The 24694-nt window shown below is 70.0% G+C and carries 22 protein-coding genes; 14 read left to right on the forward strand and 8 right to left on the reverse strand.

Annotated features, from left to right (window positions below):
- Positions 1 to 67 precede the first annotated feature (67 nt).
- Both HPY32_RS25420 and rsmA read left to right on the forward strand, forming a co-directional pair.
- Positions 68 to 1252 carry a lipase family protein gene (locus HPY32_RS25420; RefSeq protein WP_067593460.1) on the forward strand — a complete coding sequence of 395 codons (1185 nt, stop codon included), beginning with the start codon at positions 68 to 70 and terminating at the stop codon, positions 1250 to 1252.
- A 43-nt stretch (positions 1253 to 1295) separates the two neighbouring features.
- A complete protein-coding gene (rsmA, locus tag HPY32_RS25425; RefSeq protein WP_067593457.1) occupies positions 1296 to 2177 on the forward strand; it encodes a 16S rRNA (adenine(1518)-N(6)/adenine(1519)-N(6))-dimethyltransferase RsmA in 882 nt (293 codons plus the stop codon).
- Positions 2178 to 2565: 388 nt separating this feature from the next.
- On the opposite strand, the gene HPY32_RS25430 is transcribed toward rsmA, so the two are convergent.
- Entirely contained in the window at positions 2566 to 4800 is a 2235-nt protein-coding gene (locus HPY32_RS25430; protein WP_067593454.1) for a heavy metal translocating P-type ATPase, read from the reverse strand.
- A complete protein-coding gene (locus tag HPY32_RS25435) occupies positions 4800 to 5003 on the reverse strand; it encodes a heavy-metal-associated domain-containing protein (protein ID WP_067593451.1) in 204 nt (67 codons plus the stop codon). Before HPY32_RS25435 ends, HPY32_RS25430 begins: the two co-directional genes overlap by 1 nt.
- Positions 5004 to 5179: 176 nt before the next feature.
- Between HPY32_RS25435 and HPY32_RS25440 the strand changes: the two genes are divergently transcribed.
- Positions 5180 to 6106: a 4-(cytidine 5'-diphospho)-2-C-methyl-D-erythritol kinase gene (locus HPY32_RS25440; RefSeq protein ID WP_067596192.1), complete on the forward strand. Its 927-nt coding sequence runs from the start codon at positions 5180 to 5182 to the stop codon at positions 6104 to 6106.
- Between the two features lie 412 nt (positions 6107 to 6518).
- Positions 6519 to 8312 (forward strand): ABC-F family ATP-binding cassette domain-containing protein, encoded by a 1794-nt coding sequence (locus HPY32_RS25445; protein WP_171983053.1) that lies wholly within the window; start codon positions 6519 to 6521, stop codon positions 8310 to 8312.
- Between the two features lie 6 nt (positions 8313 to 8318).
- On the opposite strand, the gene HPY32_RS25450 is transcribed toward HPY32_RS25445, so the two are convergent.
- Together HPY32_RS25450 and HPY32_RS25455 are read right to left on the reverse strand one after the other, a co-directional pair.
- Complete coding sequence (locus HPY32_RS25450; RefSeq protein ID WP_231951848.1) at positions 8319 to 9131, reverse strand: Abi-alpha family protein; 813 nt, start codon at positions 9129 to 9131, stop codon at positions 8319 to 8321.
- Positions 9128 to 10414 (reverse strand): DUF445 domain-containing protein, encoded by a 1287-nt coding sequence (locus tag HPY32_RS25455; protein ID WP_231951846.1) that lies wholly within the window; start codon positions 10412 to 10414, stop codon positions 9128 to 9130. Before HPY32_RS25455 ends, HPY32_RS25450 begins: the two co-directional genes overlap by 4 nt.
- A gap of 291 nt (positions 10415 to 10705) precedes the next feature.
- Between HPY32_RS25455 and HPY32_RS44845 the strand changes: the two genes are divergently transcribed.
- The 3 genes from HPY32_RS44845 (at position 10706) to HPY32_RS25470 (ending at position 12473) form a co-directional block, all read left to right on the forward strand.
- Entirely contained in the window at positions 10706 to 11578 is an 873-nt protein-coding gene (locus HPY32_RS44845; RefSeq protein WP_082871704.1) for an Abi-alpha family protein, read from the forward strand.
- 72 nt (positions 11579 to 11650) lie between these two features.
- Positions 11651 to 11821 carry a hypothetical protein gene (locus HPY32_RS44850; RefSeq protein ID WP_253949865.1) on the forward strand — a complete coding sequence of 57 codons (171 nt, stop codon included), beginning with the start codon at positions 11651 to 11653 and terminating at the stop codon, positions 11819 to 11821.
- Positions 11822 to 11948: 127 nt separating this feature from the next.
- Entirely contained in the window at positions 11949 to 12473 is a 525-nt protein-coding gene (locus HPY32_RS25470; protein WP_067593441.1) for a nuclear transport factor 2 family protein, read from the forward strand.
- 27 nt (positions 12474 to 12500) lie between these two features.
- Here HPY32_RS25470 and HPY32_RS25475 read toward each other — a convergent pair whose 3' ends face one another.
- Complete coding sequence (locus HPY32_RS25475; RefSeq protein WP_098699154.1) at positions 12501 to 14120, reverse strand: peptide chain release factor 3; 1620 nt, start codon at positions 14118 to 14120, stop codon at positions 12501 to 12503.
- Positions 14121 to 14183: 63 nt separating this feature from the next.
- Positions 14184 to 15518 (reverse strand): dicarboxylate/amino acid:cation symporter, encoded by a 1335-nt coding sequence (locus HPY32_RS25480; protein WP_067593435.1) that lies wholly within the window; start codon positions 15516 to 15518, stop codon positions 14184 to 14186.
- A 445-nt stretch (positions 15519 to 15963) separates the two neighbouring features.
- On the opposite strand from HPY32_RS25480, the gene HPY32_RS25485 reads away from it, so the two are divergent.
- The 3 genes from HPY32_RS25485 (at position 15964) to HPY32_RS25495 (ending at position 18028) form a co-directional block, all read left to right on the forward strand.
- Positions 15964 to 16569: a 50S ribosomal protein L25/general stress protein Ctc gene (locus tag HPY32_RS25485; RefSeq protein ID WP_067593431.1), complete on the forward strand. Its 606-nt coding sequence runs from the start codon at positions 15964 to 15966 to the stop codon at positions 16567 to 16569.
- Between the two features lie 22 nt (positions 16570 to 16591).
- A complete protein-coding gene (gene pth / locus HPY32_RS25490) occupies positions 16592 to 17173 on the forward strand; it encodes an aminoacyl-tRNA hydrolase (protein WP_067593428.1) in 582 nt (193 codons plus the stop codon).
- A 114-nt stretch (positions 17174 to 17287) separates the two neighbouring features.
- Positions 17288 to 18028 (forward strand): SDR family NAD(P)-dependent oxidoreductase, encoded by a 741-nt coding sequence (locus tag HPY32_RS25495; protein WP_171983055.1) that lies wholly within the window; start codon positions 17288 to 17290, stop codon positions 18026 to 18028.
- Here the strand turns inward: HPY32_RS25495 and HPY32_RS25500 are convergent.
- A complete protein-coding gene (locus tag HPY32_RS25500) occupies positions 18025 to 19221 on the reverse strand; it encodes an aminotransferase class V-fold PLP-dependent enzyme (RefSeq protein ID WP_373686665.1) in 1197 nt (398 codons plus the stop codon). The two genes, HPY32_RS25495 and HPY32_RS25500, sit on opposite strands and share 4 nt — an antisense overlap.
- A gap of 259 nt (positions 19222 to 19480) precedes the next feature.
- Here HPY32_RS25500 and egtA point away from each other — a divergent pair, with 259 nt between their 5' ends.
- The 4 genes from egtA to egtD are packed head-to-tail and all read left to right on the forward strand — an operon-like array spanning position 19481 to position 23991.
- A complete protein-coding gene (egtA, locus tag HPY32_RS25505; protein WP_067593422.1) occupies positions 19481 to 20785 on the forward strand; it encodes an ergothioneine biosynthesis glutamate--cysteine ligase EgtA in 1305 nt (434 codons plus the stop codon).
- Between the two features lie 52 nt (positions 20786 to 20837).
- Positions 20838 to 22178 (forward strand): ergothioneine biosynthesis protein EgtB, encoded by a 1341-nt coding sequence (gene egtB, locus HPY32_RS25510; RefSeq protein ID WP_067593419.1) that lies wholly within the window; start codon positions 20838 to 20840, stop codon positions 22176 to 22178.
- Positions 22178 to 23023 (forward strand): ergothioneine biosynthesis protein EgtC, encoded by an 846-nt coding sequence (egtC, locus tag HPY32_RS25515; RefSeq protein ID WP_067593414.1) that lies wholly within the window; start codon positions 22178 to 22180, stop codon positions 23021 to 23023. Before egtB ends, egtC begins: the two co-directional genes overlap by 1 nt.
- The gene (gene egtD / locus HPY32_RS25520; protein WP_067593410.1) at positions 23020 to 23991 is read left to right on the forward strand and encodes an L-histidine N(alpha)-methyltransferase; all 972 of its coding nucleotides are present in this window, start codon (positions 23020 to 23022) and stop codon (positions 23989 to 23991) included. The genes egtC and egtD overlap by 4 nt, the downstream gene beginning before the upstream one ends.
- On the opposite strand, the gene HPY32_RS25525 is transcribed toward egtD, so the two are convergent.
- Entirely contained in the window at positions 23969 to 24625 is a 657-nt protein-coding gene (locus tag HPY32_RS25525; protein ID WP_067593407.1) for a DUF2461 domain-containing protein, read from the reverse strand. The genes egtD and HPY32_RS25525 overlap by 23 nt on opposite strands.
- Positions 24626 to 24694: the final 69 nt, after the last annotated feature.

Here is a 24694-nt window from a genome sequence, read left to right on the forward strand (position 1 = left end):
ACTGCTCTCAAAAACAGACTGTACGCTCGTTCAAGTTTTGCCCGGAGAGCTGGAAAGTGGTGCCGATATGCGATTGCCCGGTTCGTGGGGACGGACGGTCCTCGCCGTAGCGGTGACGGCGGGTGCCGCGCTGAGCCTCACCGCGGGTCCGGCGGTCGCGGCCCCGGTGCGTACGGGCGTGCCCGGCACCACCATCGAGGTGACGCCGCGGCCGGACGGCTGGCACGGGCTGAGCAACGGCGAGGCGGTCGACTACTGGATGACCGGATCGGACGGCACGCCGCAACCGGCCAGCGGCGCGGTGTTCCTGCCGTCGGGGCCCGCACCCGCGGGTGGCTGGCCGATCCTCGCCTACGACCACGGCACCAGCGGCCTCGGCGCGAACTGCGGCGGCCAGTCCGATCCGGACGGTGCGCCCTATCCGGCGAGCCGGGCCAAGGAAGAGCAGACGCTGCGCTACTTCCTGTCCAAGGGCTTCGCGGTCGTGGCCCCGGACTACCTGGGGCTGGGCAGGTTCCGGACCGGGCCGCACCCGTATCTGGAGTTGAAGACCGAGGCCACCGCGACCATCGATCTGGTGCGGGCCGCCCGCGCCACGCATCCGGAGCTGTCGCGGACCTGGGCGGTGGCCGGTGCGTCGCAGGGCGGGCAGGCGGCGCTGGGCGCCGCGCATCTGCAGCGCACCTACGCGCCGGACCTGGACTTCCGCGGCACCATCGCCATCGATCCGGAATCGGATGTGGAGAAGGTGCTGCCGCTCGCGGGCCCGCACCTGCCGGACCTGCCGGGCAGCGACGGCGTGACCACGTCGTTCATCGCCATGACCCTGGCGGGGTTGCGGGAGTCGCGGCCCGACCTGGATGTGAACGGCTATCTGAGCCCGCGCGGCCGCGAGGTGCTCGACAGCATCGGTGACCTGTGCCTGGACCGCATCATCGACCGCACCAACGGCGTGTCCCTCGGTGACATGCTGGCGAAGCCGCTCGGCGACGACCGGTTCCGCACCGCGCTCACCGACTATATGGCCGTCCCCACGAGCGGTTACGACGCCCCGATCCTGTTGCTGGTCAACGCCACCGACACCACGGTTCCGTCCCCGCTGCACGCCGCGCTGGCCGCCCAGTTCGCGGCGAACGGCGTCGACTTCCGCACGGTGGTCGGCACCGGTAAGCACGTCCAGCTGAACCCGCAGATGTGGTCGGCCATCGACGAGTTCACCGCCCGGGTGCTGGCGACACCGACCGAGCGCTAGCCGGTGCGTCGCCGGTCCCGCCCGGCTTGGTAGTTTGTCGGGCGTGTCCGAACCTGCTGTTGCTGCCCGCGGTCAGGCCGAGCTGCTCGGTCCTGCCGAGGTGCGGGTGTTGGCGGAGCGGTTCGGGGTGCGGCCGACCAAACAGCTCGGGCAGAACTTCGTGCATGATGCCAATACGGTGCGGCGGATCGTGGCGGCCGCGGGCGTGGGGCGCGAGGACGTGGTGCTCGAGGTCGGGCCGGGGCTCGGGTCGCTGACGCTGGCGCTGCTGGACGTGGTGGACCGGGTGGTGGCGGTGGAGATCGATCCCGTTCTGGCGCAGCATCTTCCGAGGACCGTCGCCGATCGCGCGCCGGAGCTGGCCGATCGGCTCGCGGTGGTCGGCGCCGACGCGCTGCGGGTGCGCGCCGCGGACCTGCCCGCCGCGCCGACCGCGCTGGTCGCGAATCTGCCCTACAATGTGGCGGTTCCGGTGCTGCTCCACCTGCTGGCCGAATTGCCCAGTCTCGCAACGGCTCTGGTAATGGTGCAGGCGGAGGTGGCGGATCGCCTGTCGGCCCAACCGGGTTCGCGCATCTACGGCGTCCCGAGCGTGAAGGCCGGGTTCTTCGGCACCGTCCGCCGCGCCGGGGCCGTCGGCCGCCAGGTGTTCTGGCCGGTCCCGCAGGTCGAATCCGGCCTGGTCCGCATCGACCGCTTCACCGAACCTCCCTGGCCCATCGACGCCGCCCACCGCGAACGCGTCTTCACCGTCATCGACACCGCATTCGCCCAGCGCCGCAAGACCTTACGCGCCGCCCTGGCCCCCTGGGCAGGCTCCACCACAGAGTCCGAACGCCGCCTACTGGCCGCAGGCATAGACCCCACCGCCCGCGGCGAAACCCTGGACACCGCCGCCTTCGTCCGCCTGGCCCAACAGGCATAGCGGCCATCGTCCGGCGGGCGCGCTCACGCCTTATTCCGGGTGTGTGCCTTTGCTCTTTGGTCCGGGTGTGTGCCTTTGCTCTCTGGTCCTGGTGTGTGCCTTCGCTCTCTGGTCCTGGTGTGTACCTTCGCTCTTTGATCCTGGTGCGTGCCCTCACGCCTTATTCCTGGTGCGTGCCTTCGCTCTTTGGTCCTGGTGCACCCCTCCACTCTTTGGTCCCGGCGTGCACCTCCACTCTTTGGTCCCGGCATGCTTTTGGCCGGGATCTCACCGGATTTCGGCCAAAAGCATGCCGGAATCATGATGGTGGGGGCGTTGGAATCGGGCGGGCTTTCGGCAGGCGTAGGAACGGCCCGGTGTGGGTACCGGGCCGTTCGCGGAACCATAGTCAGCGGAAGGTGCGTAGCCGGAGGCTGTTGCTGACCACGAAGATGCTGGACAGGGCCATGGCTGCGCCGGCGAGCATCGGGTTGAGCAGGCCCGCCGCGGCGAGGGGGATGGCGGCCACGTTGTAGCCGAAGGCCCAGAACAGGTTTCCCTTGATGGTGCGCAGGGTGGCGCGAGAGAGGCGGATGGCGGTGGCGACGGTGCGCAGGTCGCCGCGGACCAGCGTGATGTCGCCCGCCTCGATGGCCACGTCGGTGCCGGTGCCCATGGCCAGGCCCAGGTCGGCGCGGGCGAGGGCGGCCGCGTCGTTGACGCCGTCGCCGACCATCGCCACCACCTTGCCGCCGTCCTGCAGCCGCCGCACCTCGGCGAGTTTGTCGCTGGGCAGCACCTCGGCGATGACCTCGTCGATGCCGACCCGATCGGCGACCGAGCGGGCGGCGGCGGCATTGTCGCCGGTCAGCAGCACCGGGGTGAGGCCCAGGGCGCGCAGGTCGGCAATGGCGTCCGCGCTGGTCGGCTTGATGGCGTCCGCGATCACCAGCACGCCGCGCGCAATGCCGTTCCAGGCCACCGCGATCGCGGTCCGCCCGGCCGCCTCGGCCTCGATCTTGGCCTGCGTCAACGGTTCCGGCAGACGGATCGCCCAGTCGTCGAGCAGCTCGGTGCGCCCGATAATCACCGCGCGCTCGCCGACCATGCCCTGCACGCCCTTGCCGCCGTGACTCACGAACTGCCGCAACGGTTCCGGTGTCAGCCCGCGCTCGGCCGCGCCGCTCACCACCGCGCGCGCCACCGGATGCTCGGAGCCGTGCTCCACCGCGGCGGCCACCGCCAGCAGCTCGTCCGCGTCCGCACCGGCGGCCGGAATCACCTGGGCCAGCGTCATTTTCCCGGTGGTGACGGTGCCGGTCTTGTCCAACACGACGGTGTCGATGCGCCGGGTGGACTCCAGCACCTGCGGTCCCTTGATGAGGATGCCCAGCTGTGCCCCGCGCCCGGTGCCGACCAGCAGCGCGGTGGGCGTGGCCAGGCCGAGCGCGCACGGGCAGGCGATGATCAGCACCGCCACGGCGGCCCCGAACGCGGTCGCCACCGATGCCCCGCCGCCGAGCCAGAAGCCCAGTGTCACAACGGCTATCGCGATCACGATGGGCACGAACACCCCCGCGACCCGGTCGGCGAGCCGCTGCACCGGCGCCTTGCCGTTCTGCGCCTCCGCCACCAGCGCCGCCATCTGCGCGAGCTGGGTGTCGGCGCCGATCCTGGTGGCGCGCACGGTGAGTACGCCCCCGGCGTTCACGGTCGCGCCGATCACCTGGTCGCCCGGGCCGACCTCCACCGGCACCGATTCGCCGGTGAGCAGGCTCAGGTCCAGCGCCGAACTGCCTTCCGCCACAACACCATCGGTGGCGACCTTCTCTCCCGGCCGGACCAGGAACAGGTCGTCGACGCGCAATTCCTCGACAGGAACCCGGATCTCGCGGCCATCGCGCAGCACCGCCACATCCTTGGCGCCGAGCTCGAGCAGGGCCCGCAGCGCGGATCCGGCGCGCTCCTTGGCTCGCGTCTCGAAGTAGCGGCCCGCCAGGATGAACACGATGACGCCCGCGGCCACCTCGAAGTAGATATTGGACGCCGCGCCGCCGCGCTCGACCGCGAGGCTGAAACCGTGCTTCATGCCGGGCATTCCGGCATCGCCGAAGAACAGCGCGTACACGGACCAGCCGAAGGCGGCCAGCGTGCCCAGCGAGATGAGGGTGTCCATGGTGGCGGTGGCATGGCGGGCGTTGGTCCAGGCGGCGCGGTGGAAGCCCGCCCCGCCCCAGAACACCACCGGGCCCGCCAGCGCCAGCGAAAGCCATTGCCAATTACGGAATTGCAGCGCCGGGACCATGGCCATCACGATCACCGGCACCGCCAGGGCCAGGCTGAGCAGCAGCCGCCGCCGCAGCCGGTCGGCGGGCGAGGGTCGCGAATCGTCCTGTGGGCGTGTGGTTTCGGCGGGTTCGTGCACGCGGGCGGTGTACCCGGCGTCGACCACGCGCTCGACCAGATCCCGCGGCGTCACCGAGGCGGGGAAGGAGACCTTCGCCTTCTCCGTCGCGTAGTTGACCGTCGCGCTCACGCCGTCGATCCGGTTGAGTTTCTTCTCGATTCGCGCGGCGCAGGACGCACAGGTCATCCCGCCGATCTCGAGTTCGACCGACTGTGCGGTCTGCAATCCGGAGTTCATCACGCCACCTGGTAACCCGCTTCGTCGACCGCGGCGGTGACGGCGGCATCGGAGATCGGCGCGGCGGACTCGACCTGCACGCGGCCGGTGCCCAGATCCACCTCGACACCGGTGACGCCGTCGATCCGGCCGATCTCCTGCTGCACCGCGGACACGCAGTGGTCGCAGGTCATGCCGGTGACGGTGTAGGTGCTGGTGGCCATGATCGACTCCTCAATCTGACTTTTATACGGTGTAGGGGTATCACCCGACATCGATGAAAATACCCCCCATGGGTACCATGCGCAAGTGATCCCCGGCACCTTTTCCGGGTCTCGACGGCGCGTTGCTCGCGTGCTGTGGCGGCATGGACGCCCGCACCCCAGTACGCTGTAGGTTCGTGCTTTCCGTTGTGCCCAGACCCGTGATCGTGCGGGCACCGTCCAAGGTCAACCTGCACCTCGGTGTGGGTGATCTCCGCGCTGACGGCTACCACGAGCTGACCACGGTGTTCCAGGCGCTCTCGCTCAGCGACGACGTGGAGATCGCCCCGGCGGCATCGCTGTCGGTACGAGTGGTCGGCGTCGGTGCCGACGAAGTTCCCACCGACCGCCGGAATCTGGTGTGGCAGGCCGCGGTGCGGCTGGCGCACCTGGCCGGACGTGCGCCGCTGGTGGAGATCGCCATCCGCAAGGGCATTCCGGTCGCCGGCGGCATGGCGGGCGGCAGCGCCGACGCGGCCGCCGCCCTGGTCGGCCTGAACGAGCTGTGGGAGCTGGGGCTGTCCCGCGACGAATTGGCCACGATCGGTGCCGAACTCGGCAGCGATGTGCCCTTCGCCCTGTACGGCGGCACCGCGCTGGGCCGCGGCCGGGGCGAGGACCTGCTCCCGGTGCTGGCGCGCAACACCTTTCACTGGGTGCTGGCGCTGGCCAAGGGCGGCCTGTCCACCCCCGCGGTGTACGGGGAGCTGGACCGGCTGCGCGACCAGGGCGACCCGCCGCGCGTCGCGGAGCCGCAGGAGCTGTTGCAGGCGTTGGCATCCGGCGACGCCCGGCACCTGGCCCCCCTACTCGGCAACGACCTGCAAGCCGCCGCCCTGACCCTGCGCCCCGAACTCCGCCGCACCCTGCGCGCAGGCGTCGGCGCAGGCGCCCTGGCCGGTCTGATCTCCGGCTCCGGCCCCACCTGCGCCTTCCTCTGCGACAACGAAGCCGCCGCAGTCGCCGTAGCCGCCGAACTCTCCGGCGCCGGCGTCTGCCGCAGCGTCCGCACCGCCACCGCCCCGGTCCCGGGAGCGAGAGTAATCGAGGACCCACCACGCTGATCCCGGCCAAAAGCATGCCGGGATGACGGTGGGGCGTGTGCCGGGATGACGGCGGGGTGCGTGCCGCGATGACGGTGGGGTGTATGCCGCGATGACGGTGGGGTGCATGCCGCGATGACGGTAGGGCGCGTGCCGGGATGGCGGTGAGGCGCGTGCCGGGATGGCGGTGAGGCGCGTGCCGGGATGGCGGTGAGGCGCGTGCCGGAATGATGGTGGGGTGCGTGTCGGAATGACGGTGAGGCGCATGCCGGGATGACGGTGAGGCGCATGCCGGAATGATGGTGGGGTGCGTGCCGGGATGGCGGTGGGGTGCGTGCCGGGATGGCGGTAGGGCGCGTGCCGGATGACGGTGGGAGTTGGGGTGGGGAGGCCAGTACGCTTGCTGGTGGTAAGCGGCGATGACAGAGGGGCCATGGTTAACCTGATCAATCTCGAGCAAGTCCGTAAGAGCTTCGGTATCAAGCCGTTGCTGGACGATGTCTCCCTTGGGGTGCAGGAGGGGGAGCGGATCGGGGTGGTGGGGCTCAATGGTGGGGGGAAGACGACGCTGCTCGAGGTGTTGACCGGGATCGAGGAGCCCGATGGGGGGCGGGTGAGTCGGCGCGGGGGGTTGCGGCTGGCGGTGGTGACCCAGCGGGGGACGCTGCCGGAGGGGGCGGCCGTGGGGGAGGTGGTGCTGGCGGGGCTGGCCGATGATGCTCGCACCGATGGTGTCGCCGAGCACGAGTGGGCGGCCAATCCGCGTATTCGGGGGATTCTCGAGGGCATCGGTATCGCCGGGCTGGGCATGGATACCCCGGTCGCCAATCTGTCCGGCGGTGAGCGGCGCCGGGTCGCGTTGGCCGCGGCCCTGGTTCGCGAACTGGATCTGCTGGTGCTCGACGAGCCCACCAACCATCTCGATGTCGAGGGCGTGCAGTGGCTGGCCGAGCATCTGCTCGCCCGGCGCAGCGCGCTCGTGGTGGTCACGCACGATCGCTGGTTCCTCGACACCGTCGCCACCCGCACCTGGGAGGTGGTCGGCGGCGCGGTGGAGACCTACGAGGGCGGCTACAACGACTGGATCTTCGCCCGCGCCGAACGCGCCCGCCAGGCCGACGCCACCGAGGCCCGCCGCCGCAATCTGGCCCGCAAGGAACTGGCCTGGCTGCGCCGCGGCCCGCAGGCCCGCACCTCCAAGCCGCGCTACCGGGTCGAGGCCGCCGAGTCGCTCATCGCCGACGTCCCCGCCCCGCGCGACACCGTGGCGCTGGCCGCCTTCGCCCGAAAGCGACTGGGGCGGGTGGTGATCGAGCTCGAGGACACCACCCTCGCCACGCCCGACGGGCGCGAACTGGTGCGCGATCTGACCTGGCGGCTGGCCCCGGGCGAGCGCGTCGGCCTGGTCGGGGTGAACGGCTCCGGCAAGACCACCCTGCTGCGCGCCCTGGCCGGGGACTCGGACCTCGCCGCGGGCAAGCGCATTCAGGGCCAGACCGTCCGAATCGGCTGGCTGCGCCAGGAACTCGACGATCTCCCCACGAATATGCGTGTGCTGGAGGCGGTTTCCGACGTCGCCGAGCGAACCATGCTGGGGGACCGGGAGATCACCGCCAGCCAGCTCGCCGAGCGGCTCGGCTTCACCCCGGCCAAGCAGCGCACCCCGGTGGGCGATCTGTCCGGCGGCGAGCGCCGCCGCCTGCAGCTGACCCGCATCCTGATGAGCGAGCCGAACGTGCTGCTGCTCGACGAGCCCACCAACGACCTCGACATCGACACCCTGCAGCAGCTGGAGGATCTGCTCGACGGCTGGGCGGGCACGCTGGTGGTGATCAGCCACGACCGCTACCTGATCGAGCGCATCTGCGATTCGACCTGGGCGCTGTTCGGCGACGGCAGGCTCACCAACCTGCCCGGCGGCATCGAGGAGTATCTGCGCCGCCGCGCCGAGGCTGCCCGCCGCCCCGCGGCCACCCCCGTCGCCGCGAATTCGCCCGCCGCCGCGACGGATTCGGCCGCCTACCGCGCCGCCCGCAAGGAACTGGCCAAGCTGGAACGCGCCCTGGAAAAACTCACCGAACGCGAGGAACGCCTGCACACCGCCCTGGCCGAGGCCGCCACCGACCCCGACAAACTCGTCGGCCTCGGCACGGAACTCAAGCAGGTCCAGTCGGAGAAGGAAAGCACGGAGGAACGCTGGCTGGAGCTGGCCGACCAGGTGGGGTGAGGTGGATCAGAGGGCCCGGCCCACCGGCGGCACCGGGAGGCAGGTGCGGACGAAGCCGGAGCCGAAGGCGGTCAGGGCGATGCTGCGGTAGTGGACCCTGGCGCCGAATGCGGTGCGTTTGCGGAGCTTTCGCATCTCCGGGCGGGCTTCCAGGAGCTGGTAGCGGGTCGGGTCGTCGAGCGGGTCGCGGGTGAATTCGATCAGGCCGAGACGGGACAGGTTGGTCAGGTAGGGGTCGATGCGGTCGGGGAAGCGCAGGCCCGCGTCCTCGCCGATCGAATTCACGCCCATCGCGGCGCGCTCGGCGCCGGGGCTCAACGGGCGCCCGGTGCGGATATCCAGGGCGGGCTGGGCGCCGTCGAGATACAGCACGCGCAGGATGCGGGCCTCGTCGGGCGCGAGTTCGGTGAGCATGCGGGCGTAGGCCGGATGATCGTCGTCGGCGCCGTGCACGCTCGCCGACAGCCGCAGCAGCTCCGCGCCGCGATCGCGCAGGGCGGGGGAGACGGGGGCGGCCGCACCCTCGGCGGGCGGCGGAATGCCCAGGGCCCGCCGCACCGAATCACGCACCTGCTCACCGGCTTCCGCGAGCACCTCGGCGGGCGGCCGACCGGCCATGCCGCCGCGGACCACGGTCCCGGTCACGGTCAGCGCGGTGCCCACGCCCCACGCGGTCACCTCGGTCACCGCCGCCACCGCCACCCGCACCAGCCCGGTGGCGGCGCGCCCGGGCGAGGTCCGCACCGGAATCAGGTCGGCGGCCGGTCGCGGCACCAGCTCGATCGACCGCGGCGGTTCGGCCGCATCGGGTTCGGTCATATCCATCTCGTGGCTATCTCCGTTCCGAAGAGCAGGAGATGAGCGTAACCGGCGAACAGCCCGAGCACACCGCCGTGCACGAACAGCAGCCACTCGTCCTGTTTGATCGCCGAGCGCAGCATGTCCACGAAATCCGGCGGCGACAGCGCCGCCATCTGTTTGGCGATGTATTGCCCGACCTGTTTGCTCTGCCGCGCATTGAACGCGGGATCGGCGAACGCGACCGGGGCGAGATTCTTGGCCTGGTCGGTGAACGCGGTTTTCAGCGTCTCGTAATCACGATTACCGATCATGAACCTCAGGGCCCCGCGCGCGGGGCCCAGCGCCCGATCGGTGGCGGGCCGCAGCGTGTCCTCGAGAACCTGCATGGTGCGATCCGAGCGCGGCCCGTTGAGCAATTCGTCGCCGACATTGGCGATGGTCATGATCTGGGTGGCCACCAAATCCGCATAACCCTGGGTGATCTCGGACTGCCGTTTGATCAGCAGGCCCTGCCGCCACGGGCACCACCACTTCGGATAGGCCGGTTCGAAGATCAGATTGATGCCGATCCAATTCACCACCCAGCCGATGATCACCCCGCCCACCGGCAGCACGATCAGCGGCGACCAGTGCGTCAGATGCAGGATGCCGACCAGCACCGCACCCATCGGCGCACCGAAGTAGAAGCCGAAGTTCTGCATGAACCGCAGCTCCTTGGCGCCCAGCACCTGAAACACGGCGTTCAGCAACTGCGGCCGGGACTGGAAGTAGCGGATCACCATCGACTTGACGTCCAGCAGCTGTTCGATATTGGCGCCCAGCTCCTCGGTGAGTTCGCGCAGCACGTCCGGCAGTTGCTGGCGCACGCGCTCGTGCACCATGTCCCGGACCTGTGCGGGCAGGTTGTACCAGAGTTGCGGATGCTCGCGGATCGCGATCTCCTCCACGATGTCGCGGATCTGCTCCTCCGCGATATCGGTGAGATGTTCGGCGAGCGCATCGGGATCCAATTCCCGATAGAAGTCGCCGACGCTGCCGAGTTTCGCCAACCCCTTGTCGACGGCGATAGACGCCATTTTGTCCGCGCGGGAGGGCACGATGCCCTGCCAACCCACCCGGCCGTCGTACCGCATGAGCGGCAGCACCTGAATTCGCTTGAGCAGGAAGGGAAACAGCCAGCGCAGGCCCGGCACGCGAATACCGTGGAAGTGGATCGGCTTGAACAACATCAGGACGCCGGTCCAGTTGGTGATGTAACCGATGATGCCGGTGAACAGCGGGATGGTAATCAGTTCGAGCACAATGCTCGTGGGAAGAACACTGTGTAGCACGACACCCTCCTGCCGACCCTCACCACCCGGTGACCCGCCGCCTCACCGGCACCTCAACGTACCCCGTCGGCACGGCAGACCTTACTGTGGAATCGGGAATTCGGTCCACTTGCTACGGGGACTGGCTCACGACGCCGTGAGGTGGGAGACTTCGGTCACATCGCGTGCCCGGAATGTCGCGCTGAACAAGCGGGTACCGGAAGAATGACGACCACCACATTGTGAGCGGATGCGTTCACCTGGCGATATTCGGAGAGGGACGTGGCAGACGACAGGACCGGACAGGATGTGGTCCGACCCGGTTCCCGTGCCGTGGAACGTAGTTCGGATGTGGAGCAACGGCAGATCAGCAACGAGGCCAGGCTGATCCGCGGCGTCTTCCGCGCGGCCGGACTGGCGGCCGGTAGCGCGGTGCGCGGCGGCCAATGGGCGGTCGGCACCACCTACGAGGTCACCCGGCAGATCACCCAGGCCGCGCTGGACGGGGAGTCGTCGGCCGAGATCGCCGAGCGCGCGGGCGCCGCGCTGCAGTCGGTGGCGCGCAATATCCTCGGCGTCACCGAGGGGTCGGTGCGCGAGATCGTCAGCTACGTGCCGACCTCGAACGGCCATGCCCAGCAAGCGATCGGCGGGTACGTCCGGTCGAGCAGCCTCGACGATCTGCGCCACCGGGGCGACGCGCTGCTCGCGCGCTCGGCGGACGTGTACTTCACCGAGGCGGTGCATCCGGCCTACGACCGCATCCTCGACCAGATCGCGCCCGACGAGGCCCGCATCCTGCGCTTCATGGCGCTCAGCGGCCCGCAGCCGACGGTCGACGTGCGCACCAACCGTCCGCTGGGCATCGGCTCGGAACTGGTCGCCGGCGACCTGACCTCGGTGCCGGAGCAGGCGGGCGTGCGCTACCCGGACCGGGCCCGGCTGTACCTGATCAACCTCAACCGCCTCGGCCTCACCCACATCTCCGACGACCCGGTGGTGCTCAGCCGCTACATGGTCCTGGAGGTACAGCCGCTGGTGGAGGCGGCCCTGAAGAAGGCCGGACGGGTACCGAAGATCGTGCGGAAGAGCTTGCGCCTTACGGAGTTCGGTGAAGACTTCTGCAAGACTTGCTTCACGATCAACGGGTCGTAGGTCCCGGCCAAAAGCATGCCGGGACCAGAAGGTCGGCGTGCCTCCCTCTAGTTCCCGGCGTGCTTCATCCTCGTGTTCCCGGTACGCCTCATCCTCGTGTTCCTGGCGTGCATCACCTTCGTGTTCCTGGCGTGCATCACCTTCGTGTTCCTGGCGTGCATCACCTTCGTGTTCCTGGCGTGCATCACCTTCGTGTTCCCGGCACGCCTCATCCTCGTGTTCCTGGCGTGCCTCACCCTCTAGTTCCTGGCGTGTCTCATCCTCTAGTTCCCGGCGTGCTTTTGGCCGGGACCGATCGGTCTGTGATAGCAATCCGATACAAATTTGCCGATCTGCGTAGAACCGGCGGTTCGGATGGGATTGTTGAAGTATGGATTCCGATGCCGTCTCCGCGATCAGCCGGCTGAAGTACCGGTATCTGCGGGCACTCGACACCAAGTCCTGGGACGACTTCGCCGACACCATGATCCCGGAGGCGACCGCCACCTACAGTGAGTACCTGCAGTTCGAATCGCGCGACGCGTTCCTGGCGTTCATGCGCAACACCCTCGGCCCGCACGTCATCACCGAGCACCGCTGCGACCACCCCGAGATCGATATCGACGGCGACACCGCCACCGGCATCTGGTATCTGGCCGACACCGTCCTCATCCCCGGCCACAACATGCTCCTGCGCGGCGCGGCCTTCTACTCCGACCGCTATGTGCGCTGCGACGACGGGCAGTGGCGCATCGCCCACACGGGGTACGAGCGCACGTACGAGGTCGTGCTGTCCCTCTCCGACCTACCGAGCCTGCGGCTGACCTCGAGCCGATGGGGACTCATCGCGCGTGAGCCGGGGATGACGACGGAAGTGGATGGGATGCCGCCGGATTCGGCGGAGACGATGGGGTGAGGTCCCGGCCGAAAGCATGCCGGGACCTCAGTCCGCCGTAGCCACCAACGGTTCCAGCGTCAGGTCCTTCATTTCCTTCTGGATGTACTGCAGGCGCCACTTGTCGCTGAACAGGGCCAGGATGGCGCCGTCGGTGCGGGTGAAGACCTCGACGCCGCGCTGGCGGTTCAGTTCGGGCGCGGACTCGGCGTCGGTGCGGCGGGCCAGCTGGTAGGGCAGGAAGTCGAGATGGGTCTCGACATTGAATTCGCTCTGCATCCGGGCGGTGACCACCTCGAACTGCATGGGGCCGACCGCGGCCAGCACCGGTGAGGCGTCGCCGCGAGTGTCGTTGCGCAGCACCTGCACCACGCCCTCGGAGTCGAGCTGGTCGATGGCCTTGCGGAACTGCTTGTACTTACCGGCGCTCTGCGCGCGCAGCGTGGCGAAGTGCTCGGGCGCGAAGGACGGGATCGGCGGGAACTCCACCTTCTTGTCCACGTACAGGGTGTGCCCGGGGGCGAGCGCGGTCGCGTTCACCAGGCCGACCACATCGCCCGGATAGGCGGTGTCGACCGTGGAGCGCTCGCGGCCGAACACGGTCAGCGCGTACTTCGTCGCGAACGGCCGCCCGGTCTGGGCGTGCGTGACGACCATGCCGCGCTCGAACTCGCCGGACACGATGCGCATGAAGGCGAGCCGGTCGCGGTGCGCGGTGTCCATGCCCGCCTGCACCTTGAACACGACCGCGCTGAACGGCTCGGCCGGTTCGCGCGGGGTGCCGCGCACATCGTCGCGCGGACCGGGTGCGGGGGCGAGCCGCACCAGCGTCTCCAACAGTTGGCGCACACCGAAATTCAGCATCGCCGAGGCGTAGACGACCGGCGAGGTCTGCCCGGCCAGGAACAGCTCCTGATCGTGGTCCTGTCCGGTGGCCGACAGCAGCTCGCTCTCCTCGAGCGCGGTGGTCCACGCCTCGGCCTCGCGCGCGGCGGCCTGCTCGGGGGTGTAGAACTCCTCCGGCGCGATGGTGGCGCCGCCCGCGGTGCGGGTGAAGTGGATGTATTCGGTTGCGGCGCCGTCGGTTCCGCGGCGCAGCAGGCCGCGGAAGTCGCCCGCGATGCCGACCGGCAGGAACAGCGGGGTGGGGGTCAGGCCGATGCGCTCGGCGATCTCGTCCAGCAGTTCCAGCGGGGCGCGGCCCGGCCGGTCCCACTTGTTGATCACGGTGATGACCGGGATGCCGCGGTGGCGGCACACCTGGAACAGCTTGAGCGTCTGCGGTTCCAGGCCCTTGGCGGCGTCGATCAGCATGACCGCGGCGTCGACGGCGGTCAGCACCCGGTAGGTGTCCTCGGAGAAGTCCGAGTGGCCGGGGGTATCGACCAGGTTGATCACGCAGTTGTCGTACTCGAACTGCAGCGCGGTGGAGCTGACCGAGATGCCGCGCGCCTTCTCCATCTCCATCCAGTCGGAGACGGTGGACCGGCGCCCCGCCTTGCCGTGGATGGCGCCCGCCTCGGCGATGACCTTGGCGTGCAGCGCCAGCGCCTCGGTCAGCGTGGATTTACCGGCGTCCGGGTGCGAGATCACCGCGAACGTGCGCCGCCGCGCCACCTCCTCGGCCAACCGCCCGGATGTGGTCGCGCCGGGAGACGGGGAATTCACGGACACTGCTCCTCTGGACGGGACAACAACCGTTCCAGGGTACTCGACGGGGTCGGGGGCGCGTCATGCCGCGGCGGGCACCTCCCCCGGCATGGTCTCGGGGGCATCGAGCGAGGCCGACTTTCGGGTGAAGGCCGTTTCGTCGAGGATGCCCTCCCGCTTGGCGACCAGGACCGGGACCACCATCTGGCCCGCCACATTGGTGGCGGTGCGGATCATGTCCAGGATCGGGTCGATGGCCAGCAGCAGCCCGGCCCCGGCCAGCGGCAGGCCCAGCGTGGACAGGGTGAGGGTCAGCATCACGATGGCGCCGGTCAGGCCCGCGGTCGCCGCCGAGCCGACCACCGAGACGAACGCGATCAGCAGGTAGTCGCGGATGCCCAGGTGGGTGCCGGTGATCTGGGCGACGAAGATCGCCGCCAGCGCCGGATACACGGCCGCGCAGCCGTCCATCTTGGTGGTCGCGCCGAACGGCACCGCGAACGAGGCGTATTCGTTCGGGACGCCGAGGCGCTCGGTGGTCATGCGCTGGGTCAGCGGCATGGTGCCGACCGAGGAACGGGACACGAACGCCAACTCCAGCGCGGGCCAGGCCCGGGAGTAGAAGCGGAGCGGGCTCACCCCGCCGACCAGCCGCAGCAGCACGGGGTAGACCACGACGAGCACGATCAGGCACCCGGCGTAGACCGCGACGGTGAAGGTCGCCAAGGGCCGCAACAGATTCCAGCCGTAGCTGGCGATCGCCTTCCCGATCAGCCCCGCCGTGCCGACCGGGGCCAGCCGGATCACCCACCACAGCGCCTTCTGCACCAGCTGCAGCACCGACTCGGCCAGGGTGAGAAAGGGTTTCGCGGCCTCGCCGAGCTTCACCGCGGCGACACCGAGCACCGCGCCCAGGAAGACCAGTTGCAGCACACTGCCGTTGGTGGTGAAGGCGTCGACCGCGCCCTTGGGGATGATGCCGGTCAGGAAGTCGGTCCAGCCGCCCTGCGTGTCGGGCGCCTTCGCCCCGGACAGCGAAAGATTCACCCCGCGACCGGGATTGGTGATCAGGCCGAGCACGATCCCGACCACCACCGCGATCAGCGAGGTACCCAGGAACCACAGCAGGGTCCGCCCGGCGAGCCGCGCGGCATTGGTGACGTGCCGCAGCCCGGCCACGCTTACCAGCACCGCGGTGAACACCAGCGGCGGCACCGCCAGCTTGAGCAGCTGCACGAAGATGCCGCCGACCTGGGACAGCGTGCTCGCCAGCCAGGCGACATGCCAGGCGCGGGCGATGAATCCGGCGGCGATGCCGACGACCAGACCCGCCAGGATCTGGATGCCGAACGGCCAGCGCACCGGATTGAGCAGGCGTAAGGGAGAGGCCGACGTGGACGAAGACGGCGATGACATGGAGAACCAACTCCGAACTGAACTCTATGAGGGATCCGACCGGGGTCGAGGCGGCGCGAGGGCAGCGAGCGCTATCGCGCACGCCTCAGCGACACAGCTGTGCGGCCAGTCGGCCGAGATCCACGTGCAACCTGGCGACCAGGTGCACAACAGTCACAGAGAAGTTCACAACCCAACGAGCGTACGTGATTTGTCTGTTATTCCGCGCAGGGTCGAAGTGATCACCCCCGGGTGAGCCCCTGCTATAGGGGTACGGCCGTGCATGTTATTCTCTTCGGGTTGTCTCGGCGAGGGTGAGCAACGGAAGTTTCTCACCGTGATCGACGTGGCTCGGCTTTCCGGCCGTTCTCGCGCGGTTGTCGCCCGACTAGCAGACCCTTTGCCAGGGGCAGCCCCCTGGCCAGTGTGCAGACCCGCCCCGGAGAGCCGTAGGAGTTCATCAGTCATGTCCGACGTTACCGTCCTCGAAGCCACCGTCCGTACCGAATTCGGTAAGGGCGCCGCGCGCCGCACCCGCCGCGACGGCAATGTGCCCGCCGTGCTGTACGGCCACGGCGAGGCCCCCAAGCATCTGTCGGTCAACGCCCAGGCGTTCGCCGCCGTGCTGCGTCAGCACGGCACCAACGCGCTGCTGAACCTCGACATCGAGGGCAAGAAGCAGCTGGCGCTGACCAAGTCGGTTGTCGTGCACCCGATCCGCCGCTACATCGAGCACGCCGACCTGCTGCTCGTGCGCCGCGGCGAGAAGGTCACCGCCGACGTGTCCATCGTGCTGACCGGTGACGCCGCCGCGGCCACCCTGGTCACCCAGGACACCACCACCCTGTCCATCGAGGTCGACGCCCTGAACATCCCCGAGCAGATCGAGGTGTCCATCGAGGGCGCCGAGGCCGGCACCCAGATCACCGCCGGTCAGATCGCGCTGCCCAAGGGCGCCTCGCTCGCCGGCGATGCCGAGCAGCTGATCGTGAACATCATCGAGGCCCCGGCCGCCGAGGTCGAGGGCGAGGGTGAGGCCGCCGAGGGCGCCGAGGGCGAGAGCGCCGAATAAGACCGGCTCCCAACGGATCTCGATGACCGCATCGGACGCCGGGGCGGCGCTCGTGGTCGGGCTGGGTAACCCCGGGCCCGAATACGAGCGCACCCGGCACAATGTCGGTTTCATGGTCGCCGACGTGCTCGCGGAGCGCGTCGGCGGCCGTTTCACCGTGCACAAGAAGTCGGGCGCCGACCTGCTCGAGGCCCGGCTCGACGGACGCAAGGTGCTGCTGGCCAAGCCGCGGACCTACATGAACGTGTCCGGGCGCCCCGTCGCCGCGCTGGCCCGGTTCTTCTCGGTGCCGCCCACCGAGGTGGTGGTCGTGCACGACGAACTCGACCTGCCGTTCGGCGCCATCCGCCTCAAGCGCGGCGGCGGCGAGGGCGGCCACAACGGCCTGCGCTCGGTCTCCAGCGCCCTGACCACCAAGGACTACCTGCGGGTGCGTTTCGGCATCGGCCGTCCCCCGGGCCGCCAGGACCCCGCCGACTTCGTCCTCAAACCGTTCGCCACCCCGGAGCGCAAGGAAGTGCCGGTGCTGGTCGAACAGGCCGCGGACGCCGTGGAGTTGCTGCTGCGCGTGGGTTTGGAGACGGCACAGAACCAGTTGCACTGACTCGGATCCCGGCCAAAAGCGTGCCGGGAACAGATCGATGGGCGTGCCGGGGGAATTCGGGCTCGGCTCTGGGGTGTTTGGCACTGACAGGTGTCGGACTCGAGAGGAGAGCTCATGTCGGAGGCGGGGATCGCGGGGCGGGTGGCCGTGGTGACCGGGGGGTCGCGGGGGCTCGGGCGGGCCATTGCGGTGGCGCTCGGGGCGGCCGGGGCCGCGGTGGCGGTGAACTATCGCACCCGTTCCGATGCCGCCGACGAGGTGGTGGCCGAGATCGAGCGGGCGGGCGGCCGGGCCGTCGCCATCGGCGCGGACGTGTCGGTCGCCGACGAGGTCACCCGGCTGTTCGAACAGGTGCGCGGCGCGCTCGGACCGGTGCAGATCCTGGTCAACAACGCGGGCATCGGCGTCATCCTCGATCTGGACGAGGTGACCGAGGCCGTCTTCGACGAAACCATCACCGCCAACCTCAAATCCGCGTTCCTGTGCACCCGGGCCGCGCTGCCCGACATGCGGGCCGCGGGGTGGGGCCGGATCGTGAACATGTCCTCGGCCGCCGCGCGCGGCGGTGGCATCGTCGGCGTGCACTACAACGCCTCCAAGGCGGGCCTCGAGGGCCTGACCCGCGGCTACGCCACCCGACTGGCGCGCGAGGGCATCACCGTCAATGCCGTCGCGCCGGGCCCCATCGACACCGACATGGCCGAGCCGCTGAAGCGGTCCGGCGTGGCCGACCGAATCCCGGTGGGCCGCATGGGAACCGCGGCGGAGGTCGGCGACGCGGTGCTCGCGGTGGTGCGCAACGGTTTCATCACCGGGCAGACCCTCGCCATCAACGGCGGCTCGGCGCTGATCTAGCGCCCCGCGGCCAGCGCGGCGACCTCGTCGACGAACCGATCCAGCTCCGCGGCGGTCACGAAGCAGTGCGGTGAGGCGCGCACCACCGAGGACAGCTCGCGCGCGGACATGTCCAGCAGCGTGGAGCCGCGGTGGCTGACGGTGACCGTGATATCCCGGCCGAGCAGGTGGTCGCGCACGTCCACCGGCTCGAGCCCGTCGACGGTGAACGACACGATGCCGCTGTGCCGCACACCCAGATCGCGGACGGTGACGCCGGGAATCTGCGGCAGCGTCTTGCGCAGGTACCCGGCATTGGCCGCCACGGCGTCGTACACGGCGTCGGGCCCGAGGTCGAGCAGGTAGCGCACGGCGGCGCCCAGCCCCAGGCGCGCGGCCACATCGCACTCCCAGAACTCGAAGCGGGTGATGTCGGGCGCGACCCGGTACTCCCGCGGCCCGGTCCACACCGCGCTGTGCAGATCCAGCCGGGTGGGTTCGATGGCGGTCACCAATTCCGGTCGCACATACAGGAATCCGGTGCCGCGCGGCCCGCGCAGCCACTTGCGGCCGGTCGCCGACAGCGCGTCGACATCGAAGGCGGCCACGTCCAGCGGCACCTGTCCCGCCGACTGACACGCGTCCAGCAGCACCAGCGCCCCCACCCCGTGCGCGATCCGGGAGACCTCCGCGACCGGGTTCGTCAGGCCGCCGTTGGTCGGCACGTGCACCAGCGACACCAGCTTCACCCGTTCGTCGACCAGCTCGGCGAGGGCCGCCGTGTCGACCTGCCCGGTGTCGTCGGTGGGGATCTGCTCGACCACCGCGCCGTGCGCGCGGGCGCGCTGCAGCGCCGCGATGGCATTGCTGGCGTAGTCCGATCCCGAGATCAGGATGCGGTCGCCCGGGCTCAGCGGCACCGAGTAGAAGAAGTCCGCCCAGGAGCGAGAGGCGCTGTCGCTCAGGGCGATACCCGCCGCGTCGGCGTTGATCAGGGTGCCGATGGCGGACTTGACCGCGGCCAGATCGTCCAGGCGCTCGTTCGCCGCGCGGTAGCCACCGATCTCGGCCTCGCGCCGCAGATGCCCGATCACGGTGTCGAGCACGACCTGCGGGGGCAGCGAGGATCCGGCGCTGTCGAGGAAGACGGGGGAGGGGCGGGAGGTGTCGGCATAGGCGCGGATGTCGGCTCGCAGGCGCTGTTGATCTAGCACCCGACCGACGATAGAAGATCGGCGCCGGAATCGGGGTGCGTCCCTGCTCGACCGACTCGATCCGAACCGGATTCGGGCTGGTAGCGGCCGCGGACGGGCACCGCTCATGGTTTCGTCGGACTTATTGTCGAATTCTTGTCGGTGGCTACCGTTACCCTGGTTCGGGTCGATGGAAGACGGTTCGGCTTCCGTGACGACAGGCTAGGCGGCATGGCTGCCGCACCCGGCCGAGATCGGCGGGTGCAGAGCGGAGGTTGGCATGGCGGTAACAGCGGTTCGGACCCCGATCGAGGTCGGCTCCGGGCTTTCCTCCCGGGCCGCCGCCGAGGCGTATATCGGCGGGGTCTGCTTCAAACAGGGTCCACCGGCGCTCATCGGCGCCGAACTTGAGTGGCTCACCGCGCATGGCGAGTCGTCGGCGCCCGGCCCGCGACCCGAGCTGTACGAGCTCGCGGACGCGCTGGGATCGTATGCGCCACGGTCCATTTCACCCGAATCTCCAGCCCTGCCACTGCCCGGCGGCAGCCGAGTCACCATCGAACCCGGCGGGCAGATCGAATTGTCCAGCGCCCCCTTCGGCACCGCGACCGAACTGTGCGAGCGCCTTCGGGCCGACACTCGACTACTGGAGCATCTTCTCGAATCCCGTTCCATCCGAATCATTTCCGCGGCCGCCGACGGCGTGCGGCAACCGCGACGACTACTCCAGCTCCCGCGCTATCGCGCCATGGAACGCGCCTTCGCCGGCATCGGCCCGTTCGGCAAACTCATGATGTGCAACACCGCGGCCACGCAGGTCAGCGTGGACGCGGGCGCCGACCGCGCCGAGGTCTCCGTCCGCTGGGGCGTGCTCTACGCCATCGGCCCGGCGCTGCTGGCGGCCTTCGCCTGCTCCCCGGACCTGCACGGCGTCCCGGCCGGTGCCTGGGCGTCGCAGCGCATGCGGGCCTGGCTGCGGCTGGACCACGCCCGCACCCGGCCGCCGGTACGGCACTGGTCGGATCCGGTCGCCGACTACGCCCGCTGGGCCCTGGACGTGCCGCTGCTGTGCGTCCGCGGCCCCGACGAGACGACCGACTGGGCCGCCCCGCCCGGGGCCACCTTCGCCGACTGGCTGTGCGGCGCCCTCGACGACGAGGTGGGCCGCCGACCCGACCTCGCCGATCTCGACTACCACCTGACCACGATGTTCCCGCCGGTGCGGGCGTCGGGTCATCTCGAGGTGCGGTATGTCGACGCCCAGCCCGGCGACGGGTGGACCGTGCCGATCCACGCCGTCGAGGCGCTGATGTCCACGCCCGCGGCGGTCGCCGAGGCCACCCGCGTGGCGGCCCCGGTCGCCGATCGCTGGTTGGAGGCGGCGCGCTGCGGCCTCGCGGATCCCGAGATCCGTTCGGCCGCGGTGGCCCTGCTCGAACTGGCGCAGGCGCACGCGGTGACCCCGGTGGCGGCGCGCGAACTGGGCGCCGCCGCGCACCGATGTCGTAGCGGCCGCATGCCCACCGGTGAGCGGGCCCGCTGCGCGGACATCGACGGACCGACCGGCGCGAACGCCGAAAGGTAATGCCGCGCGGGGAAATACGCGCATATCGGCTCTACGGATTCGGAGCACACTCATGACTGTTCACCTGACCGGCGGCGATCGCGCCGAGACCGAGCGGCTGCGCGAGCGGATCGCCGGGGTCCTGACCCGGGCGCGCACCCGCACCGCCGCCCTCACCGACTGCATGGACGAGGCCGAGCTGGTGGCCCAGCATTCGCGGCTGATGAGCCCGCTGGTCTGGGATCTGGCGCACATCGGCAACCAGGAGGAGCTGTGGCTGGTGCGCGATGTGGGCGGGCGGGAGCCCGTGCGCGCCGACATCGACCACCTCTACGACGCCTTCCGGCACGCGCGCGCCGACCGGCCCGCGCTGCCGCTGCTCGACCCCGCGCAGGCCCGCGGCTATGTCGGGACCGTGCGGGCGAAGGTGTTGGATGTGCTGTCCGACAGCGCATTACGCGGCTCCCGGCTGGTCGAGGGCGGGTTCGCGTTCGGCATGATCGCCCAGCACGAGCAGCAGCACGACGAGACCATGCTGGCGACGCATCAGCTGCGCACGGGCCCGGCGGTGCTGTCGGCCCCGCCCGCCCCGGCGGCCACGGTCCCGGTCTCCGGTGAGATCGTCGTTCCCGCAGGCGAATTCACCATGGGCACCTCGACCGATCCGTGGGCGCTGGACAACGAGCGACCCGCGCATCCGGTGCGCCTGCCCGGTTTCGCCATCGACGCCGCGCCCGTCACCAACGAGCAGTACCAGCGGTTCATCGAGGACGGCGGCTACCGGCGGCCGGAGCTGTGGTCCGAGCGCGGCTGGGCGCATCGGGTCGAGGCCGGGCTGGTGGCGCCGCAGTTCTGGGAGCGCGACGGCGGAAACCGGTGGTGGCGGCGGGTTTTCGGCACCATGGTGCCGGTGCGGCCGCGGCAGCCGGTGGTGCACGTGTGCTGGTTCGAGGCCGAGGCGTACGCGAACTGGGCCGGAAAGCGCCTGCCCACCGAGGCCGAATGGGAGAAGGCGGCCCGCGTCGATCCGGCCACCGGGCAGTCGCGCCGATATCCCTGGGGCGACGCCGATCCCGACGACACCACCGCGAATCTCGGTCAGCGCCACCTGGAACCGGCGGAGGTGGGCGCGTATCCGGCGGGCGCCTCGCCCGCGGGCGTGCATCAGCTCGTCGGCGACGTGTGGGAGTGGACCTCGTCCGGCTTCGAGCCGTACCCGGGCTTCCACGCCTTCCCGTACCGCGAATACTCGGAGGTGTTCTTCGGCGGCGACTACCGGGTGCTGCGCGGCGGCTCGTTCGGCACCGACCCGGTGGCCTGCCGCGGCACCTTCCGCAACTGGGACCACCCCATCCGCCGCCAGATCTTCTCGGGCTTTCGCCTGGCCCGAGACCTACGCCCGGGCGAGCACTGATGTGCCGCCACCTCGGCTACCTCGGCCCCGCCGCCCCCGTGGGCGAACTCCTCACGCGGGGAACGCATTCGCTGCGCGAGCAGGGCTGGGCCCCGCGCGACATGCGCGGCGGCGGCACGATCAATGCCGACGGCTTCGGCGTCGCCTGGTGGGTGCGGGAGCCGGGCGATACCTTGCGCGCCAGCCGATATCGCAATCCCGCGCCGATCTGGACCGACCCCGCGGTGGACGAGGTGCTGCCGCAGCTGTGGTCGACCGCGGTGGTGGCCGCGGTGCGATCGGCCACGGTCGGGATGCCGGTCGAGCGCAGCGCGTGCGCGCCGTTCACGCACGGGCGCTGGGCATTCAGCCACAACGGCGTGGTTCGGGACTGGCAGCGCGTTCTCACCGAGGTCGCCGCCGAATTCGGGGTTCCGTCCCTCCTCGATGCCGAATCGCGTACCGACTCGGCCGCCCTGTGGGTAATTGTGCGCGGCCTGCTCGAGACGCCTGGTACGGCGGTTGGGCAAGCAGCAGACAGCTTCCGGGCGCACGACCCATCGGTCGCGCTGGCGCGGCTGGCACGGGCCGTCTTGGCGCGAGTACCGGAGGCACGACTGAATCTCTTGCTGAGCGATGGCGAAACACTATGGGCCACTACCGTTTACCACTCGCTGGCGGTGCTCGTCGGCGAGGAGGCGGCGGTGGTGGCGTCCGAACCCTATGACGACGATCCGCGCTGGCGGGCGGTGCCGGAGGGGCGGGTGGTGACGGTGCGGCCGGGGTCGCTGGTCATCGCCTCCCTCGCGGGTGACGACCGTGGCGGGGACTACCTGGAAGCCGAATCCGAAAGGGCGCGTTCATGACCGCACCGACGCTGGAGATCCACCTCACCGACGACGACCTCACCGAGGCGCTGCGGGCCGATGCCCGCCGCGGCCTCACCGCCACTCCGAAGTGGTTGCCGCCCAAGTGGTTCTACGACGCCCGCGGCAGCGAACTGTTCGAGGCGATCACCGAGCTGCCCGAGTACTATCCCACCCGCACCGAGCGGGCCCTGCTGGAGCGCGTGGTCGGCGAGATCGCCGAGATCGCCCGGGCCGAGGTGCTGGTGGAGCTGGGCGCGGGCTCCGCGGCCAAGACCCGGCTGCTGCTGTCGGCGCTGAGCGCCGGGGGGCCGTTGAAAACCTATGTGCCGCAGGATGTGTCGGAATCGGCGCTGCGGGGCGCGGCCGCCGAGATCGCCGCGGAGTTCCCGGGGCTGGCCGTGCACGGCGTGGTCAGCGACTTCACCGACACCCTGCACAACCTCCCCCGCGGCGGGCGCCGCATGATCGCGTTCCTCGGCGGCACCATCGGCAACCTGGTCCCGGCCGAGCGCGCCGAATTCCTCACCGGCATCCAGCGGGTCCTGGAGCCGGGCGAGCAGCTGCTGCTGGGCGCGGGGCTGGTGATCGATCCGGCGGTGCTGGTGCCCGCCTACGACGACGCGGCGGGGGTCACCGCCGAATTCAACCGAAATGTGTTGCACGTGTTGAACTCCCGGCTGCACGCGGACTTCGACCCGGACGCCTTCGCGCACATCGCGCTGTGGGACACCGACAACGAGTGGATCGAGATGCGGCTCGAGGCGGGGCGCGACATGACCGTCACGGTGGCCGATCTGGACCTCACCGTGCGGTTCGCCCGCGGCGAGCAACTGCGCACCGAGATCTCCGCCAAGTTCCGCATCGACGGCCTCACCGCCGAACTGGCCGCGGCCGGATTCGCCACCGAACACGTCTGGACCGACCCCGACGCCCGCTTCGCCCTCATCTTGGCCGAGCGTCGCTGAGCTCACCAGCCACCGCGCCCAGCCACTCCACGACCGGGCGGATCGTCTCCCAGGACTTGCGGATCTCCTTGGCGGCGCGCGGGGTCCGGAGCCAGTCGGGTGCGCCGAAATCCCTACTGACCCACAGGGATTTGTGGCGCAGCAGCGCGATGCGCGGGTGATCGATCGGATAGCCCTTGGGCCGGGTCTTCAGCGTGTCGCCGCCCACGGTGAAACCGGCCTTCGTGGCCTTGGCGAGCAGGGCCTCCAGCTCGCCGCCGCGCACCTCGTCATCGATCGTGGTGCGCAGCCGGGCGATCTGCTCGGGCGACGGACCGAACAGCCCGCCCCCGAGGTACAGGCCGGGCGCGCCGATGTGCAGATACCACCCGGCGCCCGGCGCGACCCGCACCACCGCGCCCTGATGCGTCTTGTACGGCGTCTTGTCGGCGGAGAAGCGAACGTCGCGATAGGGCCGGAACATCTTGGCCGGGCCGAAGTCGGTCTCCAGCTCCGCGAGCAGCGCGGCCATCGGGTCGCGCACCGACCGCTCCCACACGTGCTTGTTGGCGGTCCAGAACGTCTTCGAGTTGTCGGCCTCGAGATCCTCGTAGAAGTCCAGTCCCGCAAACGGGAAACCCGCGAATCCGCTCATCCTGACAACTTATCCCGCCCCTCCAACCATGTGGTCCCGGCGTGCTTTTGGCCGGGACCTCTCGGGAGA

The sequence above is a fragment of the Nocardia terpenica genome, assembly GCF_013186535.1.
GTDB lineage: Bacteria > Actinomycetota > Actinomycetes > Mycobacteriales > Mycobacteriaceae > Nocardia > Nocardia terpenica.

What these genes read in the sequence shown, in the direction of transcription:
- HPY32_RS25470 (WP_067593441.1), top strand. Translation starts at nt 11,949, where the DNA reads ATGGATTCCGATGCCGTCTCCGCGATCAGCCGGCTGAAGTACCGGTAT.
- HPY32_RS25480 (WP_067593435.1), bottom strand. Translation starts at nt 15,518, where the DNA reads ATGTCATCGCCGTCTTCGTCCACGTCGGCCTCTCCCTTACGCCTGCTC.
- egtD (WP_067593410.1), top strand. Translation starts at nt 23,020, where the DNA reads ATGACCGCACCGACGCTGGAGATCCACCTCACCGACGACGACCTCACC.
- HPY32_RS25485 (WP_067593431.1), top strand. Translation starts at nt 15,964, where the DNA reads ATGTCCGACGTTACCGTCCTCGAAGCCACCGTCCGTACCGAATTCGGT.
- HPY32_RS25525 (WP_067593407.1), bottom strand. Translation starts at nt 24,625, where the DNA reads ATGAGCGGATTCGCGGGTTTCCCGTTTGCGGGACTGGACTTCTACGAG.
- egtB (WP_067593419.1), top strand. Translation starts at nt 20,838, where the DNA reads ATGACTGTTCACCTGACCGGCGGCGATCGCGCCGAGACCGAGCGGCTG.
- HPY32_RS25430 (WP_067593454.1), bottom strand. Translation starts at nt 4,800, where the DNA reads ATGAACTCCGGATTGCAGACCGCACAGTCGGTCGAACTCGAGATCGGC.
- HPY32_RS25445 (WP_171983053.1), top strand. Translation starts at nt 6,519, where the DNA reads ATGGTTAACCTGATCAATCTCGAGCAAGTCCGTAAGAGCTTCGGTATC.
- HPY32_RS25450 (WP_231951848.1), bottom strand. Translation starts at nt 9,131, where the DNA reads ATGACCGAACCCGATGCGGCCGAACCGCCGCGGTCGATCGAGCTGGTG.
- egtC (WP_067593414.1), top strand. Translation starts at nt 22,178, where the DNA reads ATGTGCCGCCACCTCGGCTACCTCGGCCCCGCCGCCCCCGTGGGCGAA.
- pth (WP_067593428.1), top strand. Translation starts at nt 16,592, where the DNA reads ATGACCGCATCGGACGCCGGGGCGGCGCTCGTGGTCGGGCTGGGTAAC.
- HPY32_RS25435 (WP_067593451.1), bottom strand. Translation starts at nt 5,003, where the DNA reads ATGGCCACCAGCACCTACACCGTCACCGGCATGACCTGCGACCACTGC.
- HPY32_RS25420 (WP_067593460.1), top strand. Translation starts at nt 68, where the DNA reads ATGCGATTGCCCGGTTCGTGGGGACGGACGGTCCTCGCCGTAGCGGTG.
- egtA (WP_067593422.1), top strand. Translation starts at nt 19,481, where the DNA reads ATGGCGGTAACAGCGGTTCGGACCCCGATCGAGGTCGGCTCCGGGCTT.
- HPY32_RS25495 (WP_171983055.1), top strand. Translation starts at nt 17,288, where the DNA reads ATGTCGGAGGCGGGGATCGCGGGGCGGGTGGCCGTGGTGACCGGGGGG.